The following is a 19628-nucleotide window of genomic DNA, read 5'->3' as shown; positions in this document are numbered from 1 at the left end:
AGAGCAGGGCATTTATTGTTCCTGCTCTTTTTGTTTATCGTCATTTTCTTCAATGTTATTTTCGTATTCGTCCATCACCGTATCTTTCCACATGGAAATTCTTTTATGATATGCTGTTCTTGCAATCATATGCGCTCCTACAGGTGCAGTCAATACAAGAAAGAATACAGTTGCAATTGCTTTAGTGGTAACTGAAACATCAGGGAATATAATAGCTGCGCAAGTCAGAAATAGCCCCACGCCCATAGTTGATGCCTTTACCGTTACCGAAAGGCGCAGATAAAAATCAGGCATTCTTAATATCCCTATAGAAGCAAATAATATGGCCAGAGCGCCAATGGTACTTATTACACCAATTATAATATCTGTCATAATTATTTTTTCTTATCTAAATAAAATGAAAATGAAATGGTACCCAAAAAAGCAATCAGTGCCAAAATCATAGCCACATCCAGAAAAATGGGTTCAAGGGAGCGGATGCTGTATACTGTGATCAGTGCAATACCAATGGTAATAAGTAAATCCAGTGCTACAACACGGTCTACTACTTCAGGACCTTTATATAATCTGATAAACACCAAAATAACAGAAACCGTCAATATAGGTAAAATCACGTAGTCTAAATATGTTGCTAATGTCATCTTATGACCTCCAATAATCTTTTTTCGAATCCGTTTTTGATTTGTGCTATAAATGTTTCCCTATCTTTCATATACATCACATGAATAAATAATGATTTTTTATCCTCACTAACATCAAGGATAAGTGTTCCGGGAGTGAGTGAAATCATGGTCGATAATAAGTTGATTTCAAGGTCAGAATTGGCCTCTAGCGGATAACGGACAATGCCAGGTTTAAAAAAATACTTTGGAGTAATCACATCGTAAGCTACCTGAATATTTGCCACAATCATTTCATAAAGAAAGTAAAAGAAAACTCCAATAGTCTTTGGTACACGAGAAAAATAGCGTCGATCTGTTTCATCTCGGTTCATAATCCAGAGGATACAAAAGCCTAGTGCAAAACCAAACACAAAATTGGAATAATACATGGAACCTGTCAGCGCTACCCAAATGAAGGAAAGCAATAGGTTCATCAAAAAGTGCTTAATCATATCGTATATTTTATTTACCCAGTACTGCCTTTATATAAGGACTGGTATTTAACATTTCATTACCTATCTGTTCGGCAACTCTGATCACCATCTCGGCGTTAAGGCCGATAAAAAGAGTTGTCATGGCTAGTATCCCGATTGGAAGTACCAACATTGTTTTTTTTAAAGAGCTCAAAGGTTTAAAAGCATCTGTTACTGGGGCTTCTGTAGAAGCGTCTTTCCAAAATACTTCAGACCACATTTTAGCGACCATCATTAGTGTTACAAAACTACCGATAATGATGGCTGCAATAAGGAAGTAGTTTTCTCCAACATAAGCCGCATCAATCAGGTAAATTTTGGGCCAGAATCCTGAAAGGGGTGGAATGCCTGCTAGTGAGAAAAGGACAATAGCGATCAACAGAGATAATTTGGGGTATTCTGCATATAAACCACCTAGTCTGGACATGTTCATTGTGCCGCGTAACTGTTGTATTAGTCCTGATATCAGAAATAGATTAGTTTTAACAATAATATCATGAATGAGGTAAAAGATAGCACCAGTAAATGCCAGTTTGGTATATAAACCAAGTCCTCCAATAATAAATCCAATATGACAAACAATCAAATATGAAAATAAGCGCCTGATGTTATTTTTAATTACTGCGCCAAATGCTCCCGTCAGAATAGTCATAATACCCATCACTATAAATAAGGTCTTTATGAAATCATTGGGGATAAAAATCAAAGTAAACACCCTAAACATTGCATAAATGCCCACTTTGGTCAGTAAGCCACCAAAGGCAGCTGCTACGGCAGAGGGTGGTGTATGATAAGAGGAGGGAAGCCAGAAATAAAGGGGGAATACAGCCGATTTGATTCCAAACCCAATCAGGAAAAACATTGAAGTCAGGTTTACTATGGTCTGGTTTTCTACCAAAGGAATTTTTAGGGATAGATCGGCCATATTTAAGGTGCCGGTTATACCGTATAATATACCTATCCCGGTTAAGAAGAACATAGAGGCCAGAATATTCATGGCCATATATTTTACAGCACCTTCTAATTGTGACTTCCGCCCACCAAGGGTAAGTAAGACGAATGAAGAGATGATAACTACCTCAAACCATACATACAAATTGAAGATGTCTCCTGTTAGGAAAGCCCCATTAAGCCCCATGATCAGAAAATGAAAAATAGGGAAATAGCCGTACAACATTCTCGCTCGTCCTACACCTTGAGCAGAAAATAAAGAAATTGCGAGGGCAGCGATAGAGGTGAGCAATACCATTGTAATGCTAAACAGATCCGCCACAAATACAATCCCGAACGGAGCCTGCCAGTTTGCGGCGTTCATCGTTAAGATGCCACCATGAAGTACTTTAGAAAATAAATGTACAGAGAATAAAAGACCGATAAAACTTCCGGTAATACTTAATACACGTTGTGTTACAGTTTTCCGCCAGAATGCCAGTTGCAGTAAGGCGGTAAATAAATGGATTATTACTGTTGCTATTATTTGGTTATCAATCATAAATCTTCTTCTTCTGGTGTGTTTAGATCATCCAGATCATCCGAGCCTAATAAGGCGTATACACGTTTTAATAAAACAATAGCAAAGGAGGTAAGACCAAAACTGATTACAATTGCGGTCAGTATCAATGCCTGAGGAATGGGGTCGGCATAAATATCAGCAAAGGTTTTTAGGTCCGTATCGATGATCGGGGCTTTACCTTTAGTAATATTACCCAATAAAAATATCAATATGTTGGTACCATTACCTAAAAGTATGATACCCAATAAGAGGCGCACCATACTTCTTCTCAAGATCAGATAGACACCGGCGGCATACAAAACGCCAATAAGGAGGACGAGTATAAGTTCCATATTAGTTGGTTTCGAGAGAAATGGTAAATAAAATAGTTAATACTACACCAATTACAACCAGGTAAACGCCAAGGTCGAAGAATAGTGCTGAGCCGATCATACCAATAACAGGAATTGGCTGTTCTATCCAAAGTCCGGTCATTACAGGTAATCCGAAAAATACTGGAGCAAACATACTTAGAGTAGCTATGATTAATCCAGTAGGAATCAGGGATAAAGGTTTATATCGAAGAATCTTCATCGTACTGTCTGTTCCGTAAGCCAAACTATGAAGGACAAAAGCAATAGAAGCAACTAAGCCACCTACGAATCCTCCTCCAGGATAATAATGGCCGCGTAGAAGCAGAAAAATAGAAAACAACAATAAGATCGGGAGCAGATAATTTGATGCGGTTTGTAAAATGGTACTTCTCATAATTATTCCCTTTCTGAAGATTTTAACCTTAATTTTAGTAAACTATATACACCTAAAGCAGCGATACTTAACACTACAATTTCAAACATGGTATCAAATCCCCTGAAGTCTACAAGAATAACATTAACTACATTCTTTCCCTTTGCAAGTGTATAGGCATATTTTCCGTAAAACTCGCTGGTTTCTATAACGGTTGGTACCTGCAACACTTTGATAGCAATAACTGATAAGATCGCTCCAAAAGTAATCGCTACAAATGCATCTCTGGTGATTGTTCTTGAATTGTTGGTTGAGAAATTAAGGAATGGTGGTAAATTAAATAATACAAATACAAACAGGACTACCGTTAATGTATCTATTGTAAATTGTGTGATGGCCAGGTCAGGTGCACTGTAAAAAACAAACATTAAACAAATTGCATAGCCGATTACACTCGTGCCAACAACGGCTGTGAGTCTTGACGAAGTACGAAGTGTAAGCATAACAGCAGCCATCAGGATAAATACATTTACAGCTTCATAAACGCTGATGGATGATAACTTGCTGTAATCAATATAAATTGGTCCGCCAATAATTAATTCATATAAGAGCAAAGCTTCAGCAAATATGATGATTTTAAGGAGATAAGACCTTAGGAAGCCATTGTGCATCGTGGCCGAATACCAGTTAGAAAATGATACAAAACCGTCTGACAATTTATTAAAGATGTTATGAGGTGAAATCCAGTTAAAACGCCTTACAAATGCCATTTTTTTATGGTCAGGTGTATTTACGTAGTAAAGCCCTGTCCCAGTTGCAAGTGTTACCAGACTTAAAATAAGTACGGTGTTAAAGCCATGCCATATTTTCAAATGAAAATCAACTGCAGTTCCGGCAACAGCACGTACAGTTGTGGAGATGATATAATCTCCTATTACTCCAGGAAAACAGCCAAATACAAAGCCAAGAATGGCAAGCGTCAGGGGAGGAATCCACATAGACTTATAAGGCAGATGAATCTTTTCAAAACGGGGGGGTAATTTGCCAGTGAAAGGTTTTATACCAGCAAGAAAACCTGCAGCAACCAGACAGACATTGGTCAGGACTACTGCAATGGTCAGGTATAATGCGATTTTTTGATCAGCATGCAATGTTGCTTCATAAATAAGGTCTTTTCCGATAAAGCCAAAGGAGAGTGGGAGACCTGCACTGGAAAGTGCAGCCAGTAATCCTGCAATAAAAACGGGGAATAACACGCTGCGGAGTCCCGATAGTTTGGTCAGGTCTCTGGTACCTGTTTCATGATCAATAATGCCAGTGATTAAAAATAGGGCTGCTTTGTATAAGGCATGAACAAGTATAAAAGTCGATGCGGCAATAAGAGCAGCTTCAGTTCCAAGACCAATTAAAAAAGTAAGTATGCCCAGTGCTGATATAGTTGAATAGGCAAGTACACCTTTCAGATCTGTTCTGAACAAGGAATGTATCGCAGCATAAAGCATAGTAATACCACCAACAATCATTAAGGTATATGACCATTCTGGTGTTCCTCCAAGAACTGGTGTAAAGCGGGCCAGCAGAAAAATTCCTGCTTTAACCATCGTCGCAGAATGTAGATATGCAGATACAGGAGTTGGAGCTTTCATTGCACCAGGTAACCAAAAATGGAAAGGGAACTGTGCAGATTTAGTAAAAGCAGCAATAAAAATCAATCCCAATACCAGAGGGTATAAATTATGACCTCTGATTTGGTCAGCTTGTAAGATTAGTTGTTGTACAGAGTAAGTTCCGGCTATCTGGCTCAACAGAATTAAACCGGCAAGGAGAAAAAAGCCTCCAAGGCCAGTTATACCAAGAGCTGTTAGCGCACTCTTTCTGGATTCGTTGCTGTCATTATTAAATCCAATGAGAAAGAAAGAACTAATGCTGGTGAGTTCCCAGAATACAAATAGCAAAAGGATATTGTCGGATAGCACTACGCCAAGCATGGCGGACATAAACAAGCATAAATAACCGTAAAAGCGGTCTATGTATTGATGCCCTTTTAGATATGAACTAGCGTAAATAAAGATAAAGGATCCAATACCAGTAATTAATAAACTAAATAATAGTGAAAGCCCATCCAGTCTGAAATCAAAATTGATATTTAAAGAGGGCACCCATTTATAGGATTCAAACCATACTTTGCCTTCCATAACTGAAGGAATAAAACTGGCAAAGTAGCTGAATAATAGGATTGGCAAAATAGAAAAAGCAGCACTCCATTTGGATTTAAAGAATTTTCCAAATGGGACTAAAAGACATGAAGTGATTATTCCTGACAGTACAATAAATAGCATTTAATCTTGTTTGTTTTGTAGGCGAAGCTTCCAAAATAAGTAAGAATATACGAAATGCTAGATTTTATTGAAAAAAAAACGTGTTTTACAATAAAAATGATACTTAGCTGAATAAGTATCATTTTACATTAACTGTTTTGGATTATTTTAATGACTTATTTCTTTTTGTTTGAAAATAACCATGATAATAACTCTGGTTCTGCAAAAGCAGAGTCCCAACTGTTGTGGTTTGCTTCGGGATATAGTGTTAATTTAGCAGGTCTACCCAGGACTTTTAGCTGATCAGCAATCCTTGTAGAAAAAACAACGGGCACAACGTCATCTTTTTCACCATGGAATATCCACAATGGAGTTTTCTTATATTTCTGGACATTGGCTACATTGTCGCCACCACAAATTGAAAATGCTGCTGCAAATGTTCTGGGTTTACGTCTTAACAATTCATAGGTGCCCATTCCGCCCATTGATAAGCCAGCCACATATACCTGCTGTTTATCTACATAAGTTTTTTGTAAAAAACTATTTACTAAACCGATCAAAGCATGCATGGCTTTACTAGGTTCACCCTTTTCCTGAAAAATAAACTCTCTTTTACCTTTGCCATCAGGAACAATATTCACATTTGACCAATAGCTATCCGGACTGCATTGTGGAAATATTACGATTGCAGGAAATTCTTTCCTTACCTCTTCTTTTAAGAATAGTTTTGCACCATGGGTTAGTTGTGATTGATTGTCATTCCCTCTTTCACCACTGCCATGCAAGAAAAAGAGAATAGGATATTTTTTAGTCGAATCAAAGTTCTCCGGGAAAAGCACCCTATAGTTGATGCTATCCTTTCCTTTTACGAAGCTTCCTTTTTCATATTTATTGAAATCCTGGGCATTGCTGTATAAAGCAAAAAGGAATAACAACGAGAAGGTAAGATTGAACGTTTTCATGCAGCAAAATTATCGATTTATGCAGTATAAAAGAAAAGTATCTGGGTTTATTATTAATCTTTACATTCCTATTTAAACTTTCTGGTTAGTGCAAACTTTGCCTCCATTACATCTCTTGAATTAGCTCCAATGTAAACTTTGAAATCACCTGGCTCAGCAACAAATTTCAATGCAGTATTATAGAATTTTAATTCCTCTTCAGTAATTTTAAAACTAACCGTTTTACTTTCACCTGGTTTTAAGCTGATCTTTTCAAAGCCTTTTAATTCTTTAACAGGTCTGGTAGAACTACCCACTAAATCCTGAATGTACAATTGTACTACTTCTTTACCTTCAATAGCACCTGTGTTTTTAATCTCTACACTAGCTATAATTGCTTCTCCCGGTTTAAAGCTGTTTTTACTTATTTTTAAGTTGCTGTAAGCAAAAGTTGTATAGCTTAAACCATAACCAAAAGGATATAAAGGATCATTGCTTACATCAAGGTAGTTAGAACGGAATTTACTAAACCATTTGCCTTCTTCTAAAGGTCTTCCAGTATTTTTATGAGCATAATATAATGGAAGCTGACCAACATTCTGAGGGAAAGTTGTTGTTAGTTTACCAGATGGATTAACTACACCAAACAATACATCAGGAATCGCATTCGCAGTTTCAGTGCCTCCAAACCAAACATTTAGAATAGCTGGTACATTTTCACTTTCCCATTTCAATGCCAATGGTCTGCCTGTGAATAAGACCAATACAACCGGTTTACCCGTTTTAAGTAAAGCTTGTAATAAGCGTTTCTGAATAGCAGGAATTTCTATATCTGTTCTGCTGGATGCTTCACCACTCATCTCTGAGCTTTCACCTAATGCTGCAACTACGACATCAGCTTGTTTAGCTAACTTCACTGCTTCGGCAATAACTACTTCCTCAGGTCTGTTGTCACGTGGAATATCACGAGCAAACATCGTAGCACGTTCCTGGTATTTAGCATCTGCAATTAAGTTTGAACCAAGACCATGTAAAATCTTAACATCAGAACCAACAGCAGTTTGCATACCTTCTAAAAGTGATTTAGTATTCGCCAGATCGCTATTTACACTCCATGTTCCAGGCATGTTAGCTCCGGTATTTGCCAATGGACCAATTAATGCAATGGTACCAGTCTTTTTTAAAGGGAGTGTATTGTTCTCATTTTTTAATAAAACGAAAGATTCTGTCGCAACTTTACGTGCATAATCCAGATGCTCTGGTTTTAAGATTTCTGTTTTAGCTCTTTCTTCGTTGCAATAACGGAAAGGATCTTCAAACAATCCAAGCTTATATTTAGCTTCTAATATCAATCGACAGGCCTGATCAATTTTCTCAATTTTTACTTTTCCTTCTTGTACAGATTTTTTAAGTGTCGTTAAAAAGCCTTCACCAACCATATCCATATCAACACCTGCATTTAAAGATAGGGCAGAAACAGTTTGTAAATCACCCAGACCATGATCTATCAGTTCATTTACTGCAGTATAGTCGGTAACAACAAAGCCTTTAAAACCCCATTCTTTACGCAATAAGTCGGTCATTAACCATTTATTCGCTGTTGCCGGAACACCGTTAATGTCATTAAATGAAGTCATGATACTACCTGCACCTGCATCTAAGGCCGCTTTATATGGTGGCAGATACTCATTGTACATACGATCAAGACTCATGTCTGTGGTATTGTAATCTCTGCCAGCTTCTGAAGCGCCATACAAAGCGAAATGCTTTACACAAGCCATCATTGTATTGTATTTGGCAAGATCATCTCCCTGATATCCTTTTACCATCGCTTTGGCTATTTCGGATCCTAAGAATGTATCTTCTCCTGAACCTTCAGAAATACGACCCCAACGTGCATCTCTGGAAATATCAACCATAGGAGAGAAAGTCCAGTTCAAGCCATCAGCCGAAGCTTCAGTAGCAGCAATACGCGCGGTTTTTTCAATCATAGCCATATCCCATGTACAAGCCAGTGCTAATGGAATAGGGAAAGTAGTTTTGTAACCATGGATTACATCCTGGCCAAAAATGATAGGAATCTTAAGACGAGTTTGGTTAACTGCAATTTCCTGCGCTTTACGGATGCGGGACGGTGTAGTTAAACTGAACATACCACCAACCTGTCCTTTTTTAATTTTGGTTTCAACATCAGTACTAACCACAGAACCAGTAGTCGCTTCACCTCCTGTGAGTAGATTTAGCTGACCTATTTTCTCATCAAGTGTCATTTTCGACATTAAGTTTTTGATGAAAGTGTCCATTTTTTTGTCGGCAGTACTTACCGGTTTTTTCGTTTGAGCAAAAGAGATATTCGTACTAAAAAGTGCGATTGCTGCCCATGTATATATTCTCGTTTTCATTATACGGTTATTATATTATTCAATTTTCCTGATTTCACTTTTCTCCGATATGCCATTCTCATTAAAGGCTTCTATTGAAAAATAATATGGTTGTCCAACAGTAAGACTTTTGATCTCAAGTTGGTTTTTGTCGTATACTAACCAGCTGCTGTATAATTTATCCGGAGCAATACCCCACAATATATTATAGCCCTGTGCTGATGGATTTTTTGCCCAGTTGATACTTACATCACGTTGATCTGTATGACGTTTTACAGAAAAGTTCTTGACCTTAGCCGGCTTTTTCCCTGATCCTTTACCGAAAATACGTAGTCCGGCAATGGCTAAGTTATTAGTCGGCGCATGAATGTTTTTAAATCTGATATATCTCGCTTTAACAGGCTTTTCCAGTTCAACATAGTCGTTAGGGACATCTCTATAGTTTTTGCTTTTGTCAGTTAAAACATCCCAGTTCTGACCATCCAGAGAACACTCCATGATGTAACGGTGATACAACCCCTCAGGCTTTCCGAAATGTGATGATTTATGATCAACATAGTGTACCTGAAAGGCATAAACCGTACTTACCTCTTGTAAGTCGACCTTTAACCATTGCTTATCATCGTTTTTCTCAGCAAGCCAATATGTTTTTGACTTTTCATCAAGAGCTTTAGCAGCATCGAAATTCTTTACAGCACTAGAAGAAGTTACTGGTTTATTATACGACAATAACATCCATCCGGTAAACTCTCCTTTATGTTCCTTGTGACTTGGGCCATAATGTGGATAATCACCAAACCTGGTGTTGCTGTACATTAAGCCATCAGCATCAAAGTAAGTGGGAAACATGGCTAATCTACGTTCCCATCCAATATTTATATCTAAAGCCATAGTTGCAAAATGCCAATACATATCGCCAGGGCCATTTATCGTAGAGCCATGACCTGCACCATTCATATATCCACCTGGTTTATAACTAAAAGGATTGTTTGCCATGTATTTGTATGGGCCAAGCGGATTGTCAGCTACATAAGCACCATCTCCATAAACATTAAATTCAGTGCCTGGAGCAGCATATTGCATGTAATACTTGTTGTTGTGTTTCGTCAGCCATGGCCCCTCGATATATCCTTTTAATACAGTGTCAGTATGGTTTTCTCCAAACCTTTCCCAACCATGTTTTTCACCATCCAACTTAAAAAGCTCGAAAGTTTTTGCAGATGGTAAAAAGCGATTCTTCTTGTTTAAAGTCTTCGCCCTTATTGGATACACGTTAGAAGAACCCCAAAACACAAATGCGTCATCATTATCATCAATAAATAATGCAGGGTCTTGTAAATCATGTAGAATTGAGGGGGTCGCTTTCCAATCTCCCTTTTTGGGATTGTCGGTATATAATATGCTCATTGCTCCAGATGGGTCACCAGTAACATACAGTACAGAATCCTTATAGTTGAAGGCAGCAGGTGCATTCGAACCCTGGAAATACCATTTTTCCGGTTTGATGAAATTCCAGTTCAATAAATCTGTTGAATGCCAATAACCTAAAGAACGAGTAACAAACATATAATACTCATTCCTAAAGGATACTACTGCGGGATCTGCACCAGAACGATAAGAAAGAGAATCAAATCGGGTTGCATATGTATAATCTACATTGATAGGATTGCACCAGGTTTGCTGCTGTGCTTTTAATGATAAGTGTGACAGCAATACAATAAAAAGGGTGTATATTACTTTCATGATCATCCTTATTTAATATGCGGACTGCTAAAACCTAATTTTTGAAGACCTTTCAGTACATCAGTATTTTTCATAAACAGATCCCAAAGAAGACCAGTGCGATAGTTCTCAATCATGACAATAATTGGCCCCTGATCAATGGCAAGGTGTGATTGGGCATACCAGTTCTTTTCTTCACTAAAAGCATCAATAAAGCCATATTCCGACCAAAGTTTATCACCTTTTTCAAAATAGAAATGCTTTAAAGCCTGCATAGACTCTACCGGAGTGTATGGGAAGGAAGATAAAGCTGCGGTAGGGGTAATGGTTGCATTATCATTGGTTGGAGAACTGGCCGAATATCCTTCAGGGATGTCACTTGCCGAAAGTCCCCAGCTACCAGCACCATAACCTTTGTATTTTTTAGGGTTATCAATACAGTAGGCACGGTTGATCAATGTATGGTTTTTATTTTGCTCCCAATAATCAGCATAATTGTCTTTTAATCCTCTAGGATCTAAGCCTGTAAAGGAGTAGTGCGAAAAGAATAAAGGACCACCATAGTTCTCACCTAATGGTAAGCTAATGTCATAGAATTTTCTGCCATTTAAAAAAGTATTGTTGTTTGCATAACCATCTCTGTAAACCCTGGGGCTAATGCCATAGTTGGGTGATGAAGCTGCCAATACATAAGTGATCAAACATTCATTATAACCTTTAATCTGATGGTTCATAGACCAGCCGTTATTTGGACTCCAGTGCCAGTACAACACATTCTGGTTTTGTGTAAACCAATTCCATTCAATTGCTTCCCACATCCAGGTGATTTTATTTCTGATGTCACGTTCAACAGCATTGTCTGCAGTATAGTATTGACGGGCAGTTAATAGTCCCTGGAATAAAAGTGAGGTTTCTACAATGTCTGCGCCATCATCTTTTAAACTAAAACGTATGGTTTTTCCAGTTTCCCCATCTAACCAATGCGGGAATGCCCCATGGTACATATCAGCTTTCCATAGGAAGTCAACAATCTTTTTTGTGCGTTCAGCAGCTTGATCACGAGTAATAAATTTACGCTCAGCTGCGACAATCACTGCCATTACCCCAAAGCCAGTACCGCCAGTGGTGACTACTTCCGGACCATAGTTCATTGATTTGTTACTACGTTCACGCGCCATACCACTAACCGGGTGACCAAAATCCCAGAAATATCTAAAAGTCTGTTTCTGTACCAAATCAAGCAACTGATCATCTGTAAGGTTTTTCTTAATGCCCGTTTCAGGTTTGATTAAAACTTTAGTCTTTACAGATTGTGCGAAACCAGTCTGCGATATAAAAAGCAAAATGGATAAAGAAAAGAAAGCTCGAAATAATGTGTGTTTATTAAGCATATTAAATTGGATTCATTTGTGTGTTTATAGATTGTGTTTTATGTGTTTAAATCAAAAATTAAAGGTTAGGGCTTGAAAAACCTAGTTTCAGCATTCCAGATTTTACTTCCGGACAGCTCATAAATAAGTTCCATAATAACTTGCTGCGGTGGTTTTCAATCATAATGATAATAGGACCCTGGTCTATAGCAAGATTTGAACTGGCGAACCATTGCTGATCTAAAGAAAAGGCATCTACAAAACCATACTCTTTAAATATTTTATCACCCAGTTTATAATAAAAGTATTTAATGGCTTTCATTGATTCCTCAGGTGTATAAGGCAATGAAGCTATAGCAGCAGTAGGTGCAATAACTCCCACATCATTAGTAGGAGAACTGGCAGTATAACCATTGTTAATATCACTGGCCGATAAGCCCCAGCATTGGTCACTATAACCGTAAAAGCTTTTAGGATTTGATTTGCAATAGTTATAATTGACCAACGTATGTGCTTTATTCTGTGTTTCATAATTAGCATAAGTATCAGTTAAACCAAAAGGGTTGATTCCCAGGAAAGAATAATGTGCAAAAAACAATGGTCCTCCCATATTTGGACCAAGAGGTAATTGAACACCAAAATAAGAGTTGCCATTTTTCATAACACCGTTTTGTGCCCAGCCATTGTCATATACTGATTTTGGGATGCTATGTGTAGGAGAGGAGGCTGCCAATACATAAGTAATCAGAGATTCATTCCAACCGGTAATGGGTAAGTTCATTTCCCAGTTATAGTTCGGACTCCAATGCCAGTAAAGGGTATTGCTATTGTTTTTTCTATACCAATCCCATTCAACAGTATTGTAAATATCATTGATGTCGGCTCTGAGTGTAGTTTCAGCATTATCATTCCCATTAAAGTATTGTCTTGCTGTAAGCAGACCCTGTATTAGCAGAGAGGTTTCTACCAGGTCGCCGCCATTATCTTTCTCACTAAAGGCAACGACTTTACCTGTACTTCCATTTAACCAGTGAGGAAATGCCCCATGAAAGCGATCCGCCGTTTTTAAAAAATTAACGATCTTTTGAATGCGGGTAAGCCCATCATTACGAGTGATAAAGTTTCTGTGGACACCTGTTATGAGTGCCATTACTCCAAATCCTGAACCTCCACTGGTCACAATATCACCAGAAGTATTCCTTTCTCTGGCCATTCCACTTTGGGGATGTCCGAAATCATAGAAGTATTTAAACGTTTGCTGCTGTATTTTAGTCAGCAACTCATCGTCTGTAATTCTTGGAAATTTATCAGTATCATCAACACCAGTATTAAATGTGATACTGATTTCTCTTTGTAATTTACCACCTGCGGCCGATTGTAGCGTTGTAGGGATAGTTATATTGTAGACTTTTATGCCTGTTAAATTCGATTTTGGTTGTACAACAATCGTATTGTTGTTTTCTAGAGTTACATTAAATTCAATGTTTGTTGCATCGCTTAGATTTTTAAAAGCGATTTGTGAAGAAAGGTTAGATCCACTAATGGCTATTGAAAAGCTAATCTTAACAATCGGATTAACAGAGATATTATTGAAGGGAGGTGATGAAATATTATTGATGGTAATTGCTGTTTTTTTAAAAGAGGATGCTACAGGTTCTTGCTCTTTGCTTTTTTTGCAGGAAGAGAAAAGAAAGGTAAGTGCTAAAAAACAGCTGATTATTTTATTCATGATTTAAACATTAAAAAGATGGATGTCCAAAAGGTATTTTGCTTTGCAAGCAAAGCGTGGTCAGGATGGCGACCATACCTTTTTGGACATCCTCTTTAAAAAACAGGGATGTAATTATCTTCCTTGTCTTTCGAGAATAGAAAGAGCGGAAACTTCTATTGCCGTAAGGGCTCTGTTATAAACTCTAACTTCGTCCAATTTTCCAGGCAAGTAGCCAGCCCAATCCTGGGCTCCAGTGGCAGCGGTGCTACTAGGAACTGTCATGAAATGTAATGCGCCAAAAACAATAGGACCTAGGTTTAGAAAGCGAACATCACCTAAACCAGCTCTTGTATTACTGCCAACCAATGAACCATTAACATAAGATCTGAAATTTCCTGCACCATCGTAAGTGGCGGTATAGGATGTCCAGTTGTTAAAAGCATTGTTTATAGTAGGTACCCCCGTGTCGAATTCGACACCATTATCAGCAAAAATAGTTTTAAAACGGGCATTTGTAGTTGTTCCGCCATTTTCAAAGAACATGTTGATGTTGGCCCAGAAACCCTGTGTATTTCCTAAGCTAAAAAGGCCCGTAGCACCAGTGTTTTGTGGTGTATTTACCCATAAACTAACAGTATATTGTTTCATGTTCTTAATAGCATCACTTGGAATTGCAGTAGCGTAAGCCTTTTTTGTAGCATCTGGATTACCAGTAAGGGCTTTTCCTTTAAGGCCAGCTGTGAAAGTCATTCCAGCATTTGTCCCTGTAGTATTTGAAACAGAGTCAAGGATATTGTCATTGTTAAAATTCCAGTAGGCGATTAAGTTTGTTGGTGCAATTTCTTTAGATGAATTAAATCCACCGGCCGTAGGTGGTACATCACCTGGTGGGAAAAAGTCATCGTTATCATTTTTTGTACAGGAGAATAATAATGTACTTCCAATTATTATACCTGCAAACCCTATGTTTAAATATCTTGATTTCATTTTCTTAAATGTCTAAAAGGTGATTAATAATTGTTTTGACTTAACCTTCCCTGACTAAACGCTATTTGTTGTTGAGGAATAGGGAATAATTCATGTTTACCTGCAACAAAAGGTTTTCCTATCGCATTCATAACTGTAGCTGCTTGTCCGGTGCGAACAAGATCAAAGAACCTGTCAGCCTCCATAGCTAATTCTAATCTTCTTTCTTTCCATATATCAGCTATTGTAGCCGATGTGGTAGTTTGAAAACCAGCTCTTTTGCGAACTCTTGCTAAAGGGGTTAAAGCATCGGCACCAATATGTGCTGCAGCTTCAGCATTAATTAGTAATACCTCAGCAAATCTGATAACACGGATGTTTTTAGGTTTGTTATCCTTATCGTTAATTCCTAAACAGCTTTTAGTTTCCAAAAAAGGACTATGGTATGCTTTATAATTATAGCGTTCATTAACTGTAGCCGGACGTGCTGGAAGTACAAAACCATCCCAAAGTGTAGTAGTTGCAACATCACTGGTAAAAATAATAGTACCATTTTTCCTTACATCGTCAGCTTCATAGGCTTCAGCAAGATTTAGAGAAGGTGTGTTTAAGCCAAAACCAAGATCACCACCACTGTATGTTTGTCCACCAATAGTTTGTGTTCCAAATGTACCTCGAGGCCCCTGGAAGTTACTATAGTTTTTACTAACGGCATCGCAAGCAAGCCCACCTGAAGTCTGATTGGCATAAGGGCCTGTTTGTACCTCGAAAATTGATTCGATATTGTTTACGCCTTTTTCTCTGAAGATATCTGCGTAAACAGGGGCAAGGTCGTAGTTTTGTTTCATTACTTCTGATGACATATCATAAGCCCCCTGCCAATTTCCTTGATACATATACACCTTAGCTAATAAAGCCTGTGCAGCACCTTTTGTTGCTCTGCCTACAACAGCACCTGGCTGACCTTTTATTGGTAGGTTTGCAGCACCAAATTCCAGATCATCAGTGATTACTTTATAAATTTCCTCTTTAGTCGCACGGGTTTGGAACTCATCATTGTAAGCTTCTGCAAGGGTAGGAATTCTGGTTAATTTTATTACACCACCAAAAGTCCTGACCATGTTGAAATAAAGTAGGCCCCGGATAAATCTGGCTTCACCTATTAAGCGGTTTCTGATTCCTTGATCAATGGTACTTGCCTCTAAGACAGCTAAAGCTTTGTTGGCAGATGAAATACCTTTATAATTGTCTACCCAGAAGTCATTGAAAATATTGGTACTGGGCGTATAAGTAAAGTTGTCCAGGAAAATACCATCAAATCCTGGGTCGGTACTTACAGATCCTTTATCAGAATCATCAGAAGTAACATCGGCTATGACTACTAATTTCAAGCCAAGTGTTCCTGTTAAATATAAATTGTTATAAACACCGACCACTAATTTATCGGCCGCATTTGGGTCGATCAGGGCCAGTTCTTCTGTTATTTTTCCTTGTACAGGTACATCAAGTCCTTTTTTACAAGAGGATATAAATATCGTTGATGCAAATATTAACAGTGTAGTTATATAGAATATCTTTTTCATGTTTCTCAAAATTAAAATCCAACATTAAGACCAAATGCAAATGTTCTTGTTGATGGGTAACTGTTCAAGTCTACCCCCTGGTTAATGTTCGCATTTTCTGGAACTGTCCCAGGTATAGAAGTTTGCATCTCTGGTGTAAAGCCAGTGTATGAGGTAATGGTGAACAAGTTTTGCGCAGTAAGGAATAGTCTGATGTTTCTGATTTTAGCCTTGTCGAGCAGAGCCTTAGGTAGTGTATAACCCAATGTTAAGTTGTTTAAGCGTAGATAGTCACCTTTTTCCAGAAAATAGGTAGAGGCTGGTAAAATCCCAGTATAAGCTCTTGGTTCTCCTGTATTTGGATTATTAGGCGTCCATCTATCTCTGGCAACATCAGCTTCGATATTATCCGTTAATTGGTTGATACCTCTGACAGCTTTTTTAGCGTTATAAATTTTGCCGCCCACGGATGCCGTAAACCCAAAATTCAGATCAAATTCTTTATAGCTTAAACTACCATTTAATCCATAAGTATATTTAGGTTGGTAAGAACCAAAGAAGGTCCTGTCTCCATCGTCTATTATACCATTATTGTTACGGTCTTTATATATGATATCACCGGCTCTTGCATTAGGTTGTGCAGAGGCATCAATCTGGGCCTGGTTTTGGAAAATACCTATTTTTTCATATAAAAAATAACTACCTATAGGGTTACCATTGTCTGATTTTGTAATTCTATATTCAGCAATTAAATCACCCAATAAAGGCTGGCCACCTTTCAGGTCATTAACTTTGTTTTGGTTATAGGCCATGTTGGCACCTATACTATATTTCCAGTCTGTACCAATTTCATCAGACCAGTTTAACCCAAGTTCAATTCCTTTATTGGAAACATTCGCTGCATTAGTAAGTACCCTTGCATCCGGATCTCCAAAAATAGCAGGGATATTCACGAAGATTAAAGCATTATCTACCTTTTTATCATACACATCGATGGAACCTGATAAACGGTTGTTCAGGAAGGCAAAGTCTAAACCTAAATTATATTCTTTGGTAATTTCCCATTTTAGCTGATTGTCAATCAGGTCTTGTAATCTGATACCTAATGATGGGTTACCTAAGGTACCCGGAGTTCCACCAAAGTAATATGGTAGGTTATTGGTTGCTGTAGGAATGTATAGAGAAGATTCAATATTGTCATTACCCAACAAGCCATAACTTGCTCTTAGCTTTAAATTGCTGAATAGTTTTTGATCGGCCATAAAACTTTCGTTGGTAATATTCCAGGCAAGTCCAATAGACGGGAAGCCATCCCAGCGTTTATCTTTACCAAACTTGGAAGTGCCATCATATCTATAACTGGCAGTTAATAAATAACGGTTGTCATAACCATAATTAATGCGGCTCAGAAATGATTGTCTGCGGTATTTATCACCAGTGTTACTAACCGTCTGAGAACCACCTGAACCTGCGCTTAGATACCATTGGTCTTTGCTTACTGGAACATCTCTGGCCGTACCGGTCATGTCATTACCCTTAAGTTGCTCTGCTGTTACACCCGCCAAAATGGTAAAGTTATGTTTGTCTATTGTTTTGGTATAGGTTGCAGTATTGTCCCATATCCAGGTCATGCGGTCAGCTTTACCAACAGATAAAGTACTGTTCGGTCTACTTTGGTTACCACCGGCAACAACAAAAGTAGAAAGATCAGATAAGTAAGGGTAGCCAAAATTGGTAGATTTTAAATAATTAAGATCAAGGCCTATAGCCGATCTCAGAGTTAAACCTTCAATGGGTTTATAATCTAAAGCAAAATTACCCTGTATCCTATTCTGTACTTCAGTATTGTCTATCTTGTCAATCGCTAAAAGTGGATTAGACACATTTCCAAACAGAGACGTGTTTCCGTATTGATTACCAATTTTTGAGGGGATTATTGGTGCCGAACGATAAGCATTAGTAAATGCATCTGCTACAGCTCCTTTGTTTTTCCCATTAGTATAGGAAATCATATTGCTGAATTTCAGTTTTTTGGTAATGTTATACTCATTGTTTACCCTTAAAGTGAAGCGGTTGTATTTATTGCCCACTTGAATACCTTCATCGGTTAAAAGACCGGCACTGATAAAATAATTTATTTTTTCTGAACCACCGGATAAAGAAAGGTTTTGGGAACTCATGATACCCTTTTGGAGAATGGCATCATACCAATCGGTATTTGCACCAGTGAGCATAGATGGGGTAATCAAATCTGTACCTGATCCGTAGTATTTATTTGCCTCATTCAAATAACCTGTATATTGATTGGCACCGGCCATTTGTACCATATTGGTCGCTTGTCTGAAGCCAAAATTGGCGTCGTATGAGATCTCATTTTCTCCAGCTTTACCTTTTTTGGTAGTAATTAAAATTACTCCATTTGCTGCACGCATACCATAAATAGCTGCTGCAGATGCGTCTTTTAATACATCTACACTAACAATATCTGCGTTGTTGATGTTTTTAATGTCATCAGTGAATACCCCATCTACCACATACAAAGGGTTAGCACCTCCTAAAATACTTCCAGTACCTCTAAGTCTAACAGTAGGAGATGTATTCGGTTCTCCTGAACTAATAATCTGTACTCCAGCTATCTTACCTTGTAGAGCCTGTGTGGGGGTTTGTACCGGTTGTCGGGACAACTCTTCTCCTTTGACCTGTGATATAGATCCTGTAAGGTCTTTTTTTCGTTGAGTACCATAACCAACCACAACTACCTGTTCCAGATCCTGGGCTGCTGAGCTTAAGGATATATTTATTGTAGTTTGGTTATTAACAGGTATTTCTCGACTGGTATATCCAATAGACGAAATAACTAATGTTGCATTTGCCGGAGCACTAATTGCATAAGTTCCGGTAGCATCTGTTGTTGTTCCTTTCTGTGTACCTTTTATTTGAATGCTAACACCAGGAAGTGGGAGTTTATCCGATCCATCAGTTATCACCCCTTTTACAGTGATCTCCTGTGCAAAGGCAGCATTCATAAAAAGCAAGCCAACCATCGTGAGGACAGAAAGTTTTGTAAAGATTTTTTTCATACCGTTTGAGTTTATATTATCGTTGAATAAATTTCCGGTACTATTCCGGCTTAAACAAAAAAAGCACCTCTACATTAATACATCATTAACGTAGTAGTTACTATCTCAAATAAACAAACGATGAGGCTTTAAAGTTTTAAAAGGACGTATTTGACACTAAGACAGGTATTACAAACGTAAAATATGTCTACATCAATTGCAGT

15 protein-coding genes are annotated in these 19628 nt (G+C 38.0%); all 15 read right to left on the bottom strand.

Annotated elements, in window-relative coordinates:
• Window positions 1-12 precede the first annotated feature (12 nt).
• Entirely contained in the window at window positions 13-372 is a 360-nt protein-coding gene (gene mnhG / locus ABDJ41_RS12845) for a monovalent cation/H(+) antiporter subunit G (protein ID WP_349786436.1), read from the bottom strand.
• A gap of 2 nt (window positions 373-374) precedes the next feature.
• Entirely contained in the window at window positions 375-641 is a 267-nt protein-coding gene (locus ABDJ41_RS12840) for a monovalent cation/H+ antiporter complex subunit F (protein WP_349786434.1), read from the bottom strand.
• On the bottom strand, window positions 638-1114 hold the full coding sequence (locus ABDJ41_RS12835) for a Na+/H+ antiporter subunit E (protein WP_349786432.1): 477 nt from the start codon (window positions 1112-1114) through the stop codon (window positions 638-640). Before ABDJ41_RS12835 ends, ABDJ41_RS12840 begins: the two co-directional genes overlap by 4 nt.
• Window positions 1115-1124: 10 nt before the next feature.
• A complete protein-coding gene (locus tag ABDJ41_RS12830; protein WP_349786431.1) occupies window positions 1125-2627 on the bottom strand; it encodes a proton-conducting transporter transmembrane domain-containing protein in 1503 nt (500 codons plus the stop codon).
• Window positions 2624-2980 (bottom strand): Na+/H+ antiporter subunit C, encoded by a 357-nt coding sequence (locus ABDJ41_RS12825; RefSeq protein ID WP_349786430.1) that lies wholly within the window; start codon window positions 2978-2980, stop codon window positions 2624-2626. Before ABDJ41_RS12825 ends, ABDJ41_RS12830 begins: the two co-directional genes overlap by 4 nt.
• A gap of 1 nt (window position 2981) precedes the next feature.
• Complete coding sequence (locus ABDJ41_RS12820) at window positions 2982-3395, bottom strand: Na+/H+ antiporter subunit B (protein ID WP_349786428.1); 414 nt, start codon at window positions 3393-3395, stop codon at window positions 2982-2984.
• A gap of 2 nt (window positions 3396-3397) precedes the next feature.
• Window positions 3398-5713, bottom strand: a complete 2316-nt coding sequence (locus ABDJ41_RS12815) for a putative monovalent cation/H+ antiporter subunit A (RefSeq protein WP_349786427.1) — start codon at window positions 5711-5713, stop codon at window positions 3398-3400.
• Between the two features lie 155 nt (window positions 5714-5868).
• The gene (locus ABDJ41_RS12810) at window positions 5869-6654 is read right to left on the bottom strand and encodes a carboxylesterase family protein (RefSeq protein ID WP_349786426.1); all 786 of its coding nucleotides are present in this window, start codon (window positions 6652-6654) and stop codon (window positions 5869-5871) included.
• 68 nt (window positions 6655-6722) lie between these two features.
• Window positions 6723-9035 (bottom strand): beta-glucosidase BglX, encoded by a 2313-nt coding sequence (gene bglX, locus ABDJ41_RS12805; RefSeq protein WP_349786425.1) that lies wholly within the window; start codon window positions 9033-9035, stop codon window positions 6723-6725.
• Between the two features lie 15 nt (window positions 9036-9050).
• On the bottom strand, window positions 9051-10757 hold the full coding sequence (locus ABDJ41_RS12800; RefSeq protein WP_349786423.1) for a family 43 glycosylhydrolase: 1707 nt from the start codon (window positions 10755-10757) through the stop codon (window positions 9051-9053).
• Between the two features lie 8 nt (window positions 10758-10765).
• Entirely contained in the window at window positions 10766-12127 is a 1362-nt protein-coding gene (locus ABDJ41_RS12795; protein ID WP_349786422.1) for a glucoamylase family protein, read from the bottom strand.
• A gap of 58 nt (window positions 12128-12185) precedes the next feature.
• The gene (locus ABDJ41_RS12790) at window positions 12186-13835 is read right to left on the bottom strand and encodes a glucoamylase family protein (protein WP_349786421.1); all 1650 of its coding nucleotides are present in this window, start codon (window positions 13833-13835) and stop codon (window positions 12186-12188) included.
• Between the two features lie 114 nt (window positions 13836-13949).
• A complete protein-coding gene (locus ABDJ41_RS12785; RefSeq protein ID WP_349786419.1) occupies window positions 13950-14804 on the bottom strand; it encodes a LamG domain-containing protein in 855 nt (284 codons plus the stop codon).
• A gap of 23 nt (window positions 14805-14827) precedes the next feature.
• On the bottom strand, window positions 14828-16366 hold the full coding sequence (locus tag ABDJ41_RS12780) for a RagB/SusD family nutrient uptake outer membrane protein (RefSeq protein ID WP_349786417.1): 1539 nt from the start codon (window positions 16364-16366) through the stop codon (window positions 14828-14830).
• 11 nt (window positions 16367-16377) lie between these two features.
• Complete coding sequence (locus ABDJ41_RS12775; protein ID WP_349786416.1) at window positions 16378-19425, bottom strand: SusC/RagA family TonB-linked outer membrane protein; 3048 nt, start codon at window positions 19423-19425, stop codon at window positions 16378-16380.
• Window positions 19426-19628: the final 203 nt, after the last annotated feature.

Origin of the sequence: Pedobacter sp. ASV1-7, from assembly GCF_040203335.1 — a bacterium.
Classification (GTDB): Bacteria; Bacteroidota; Bacteroidia; order Sphingobacteriales; family Sphingobacteriaceae; genus Pedobacter.
The sequence above is the reverse complement of the archived record's forward strand: the minus strand, read 5'-3'. Positions and strand labels throughout refer to the sequence as shown.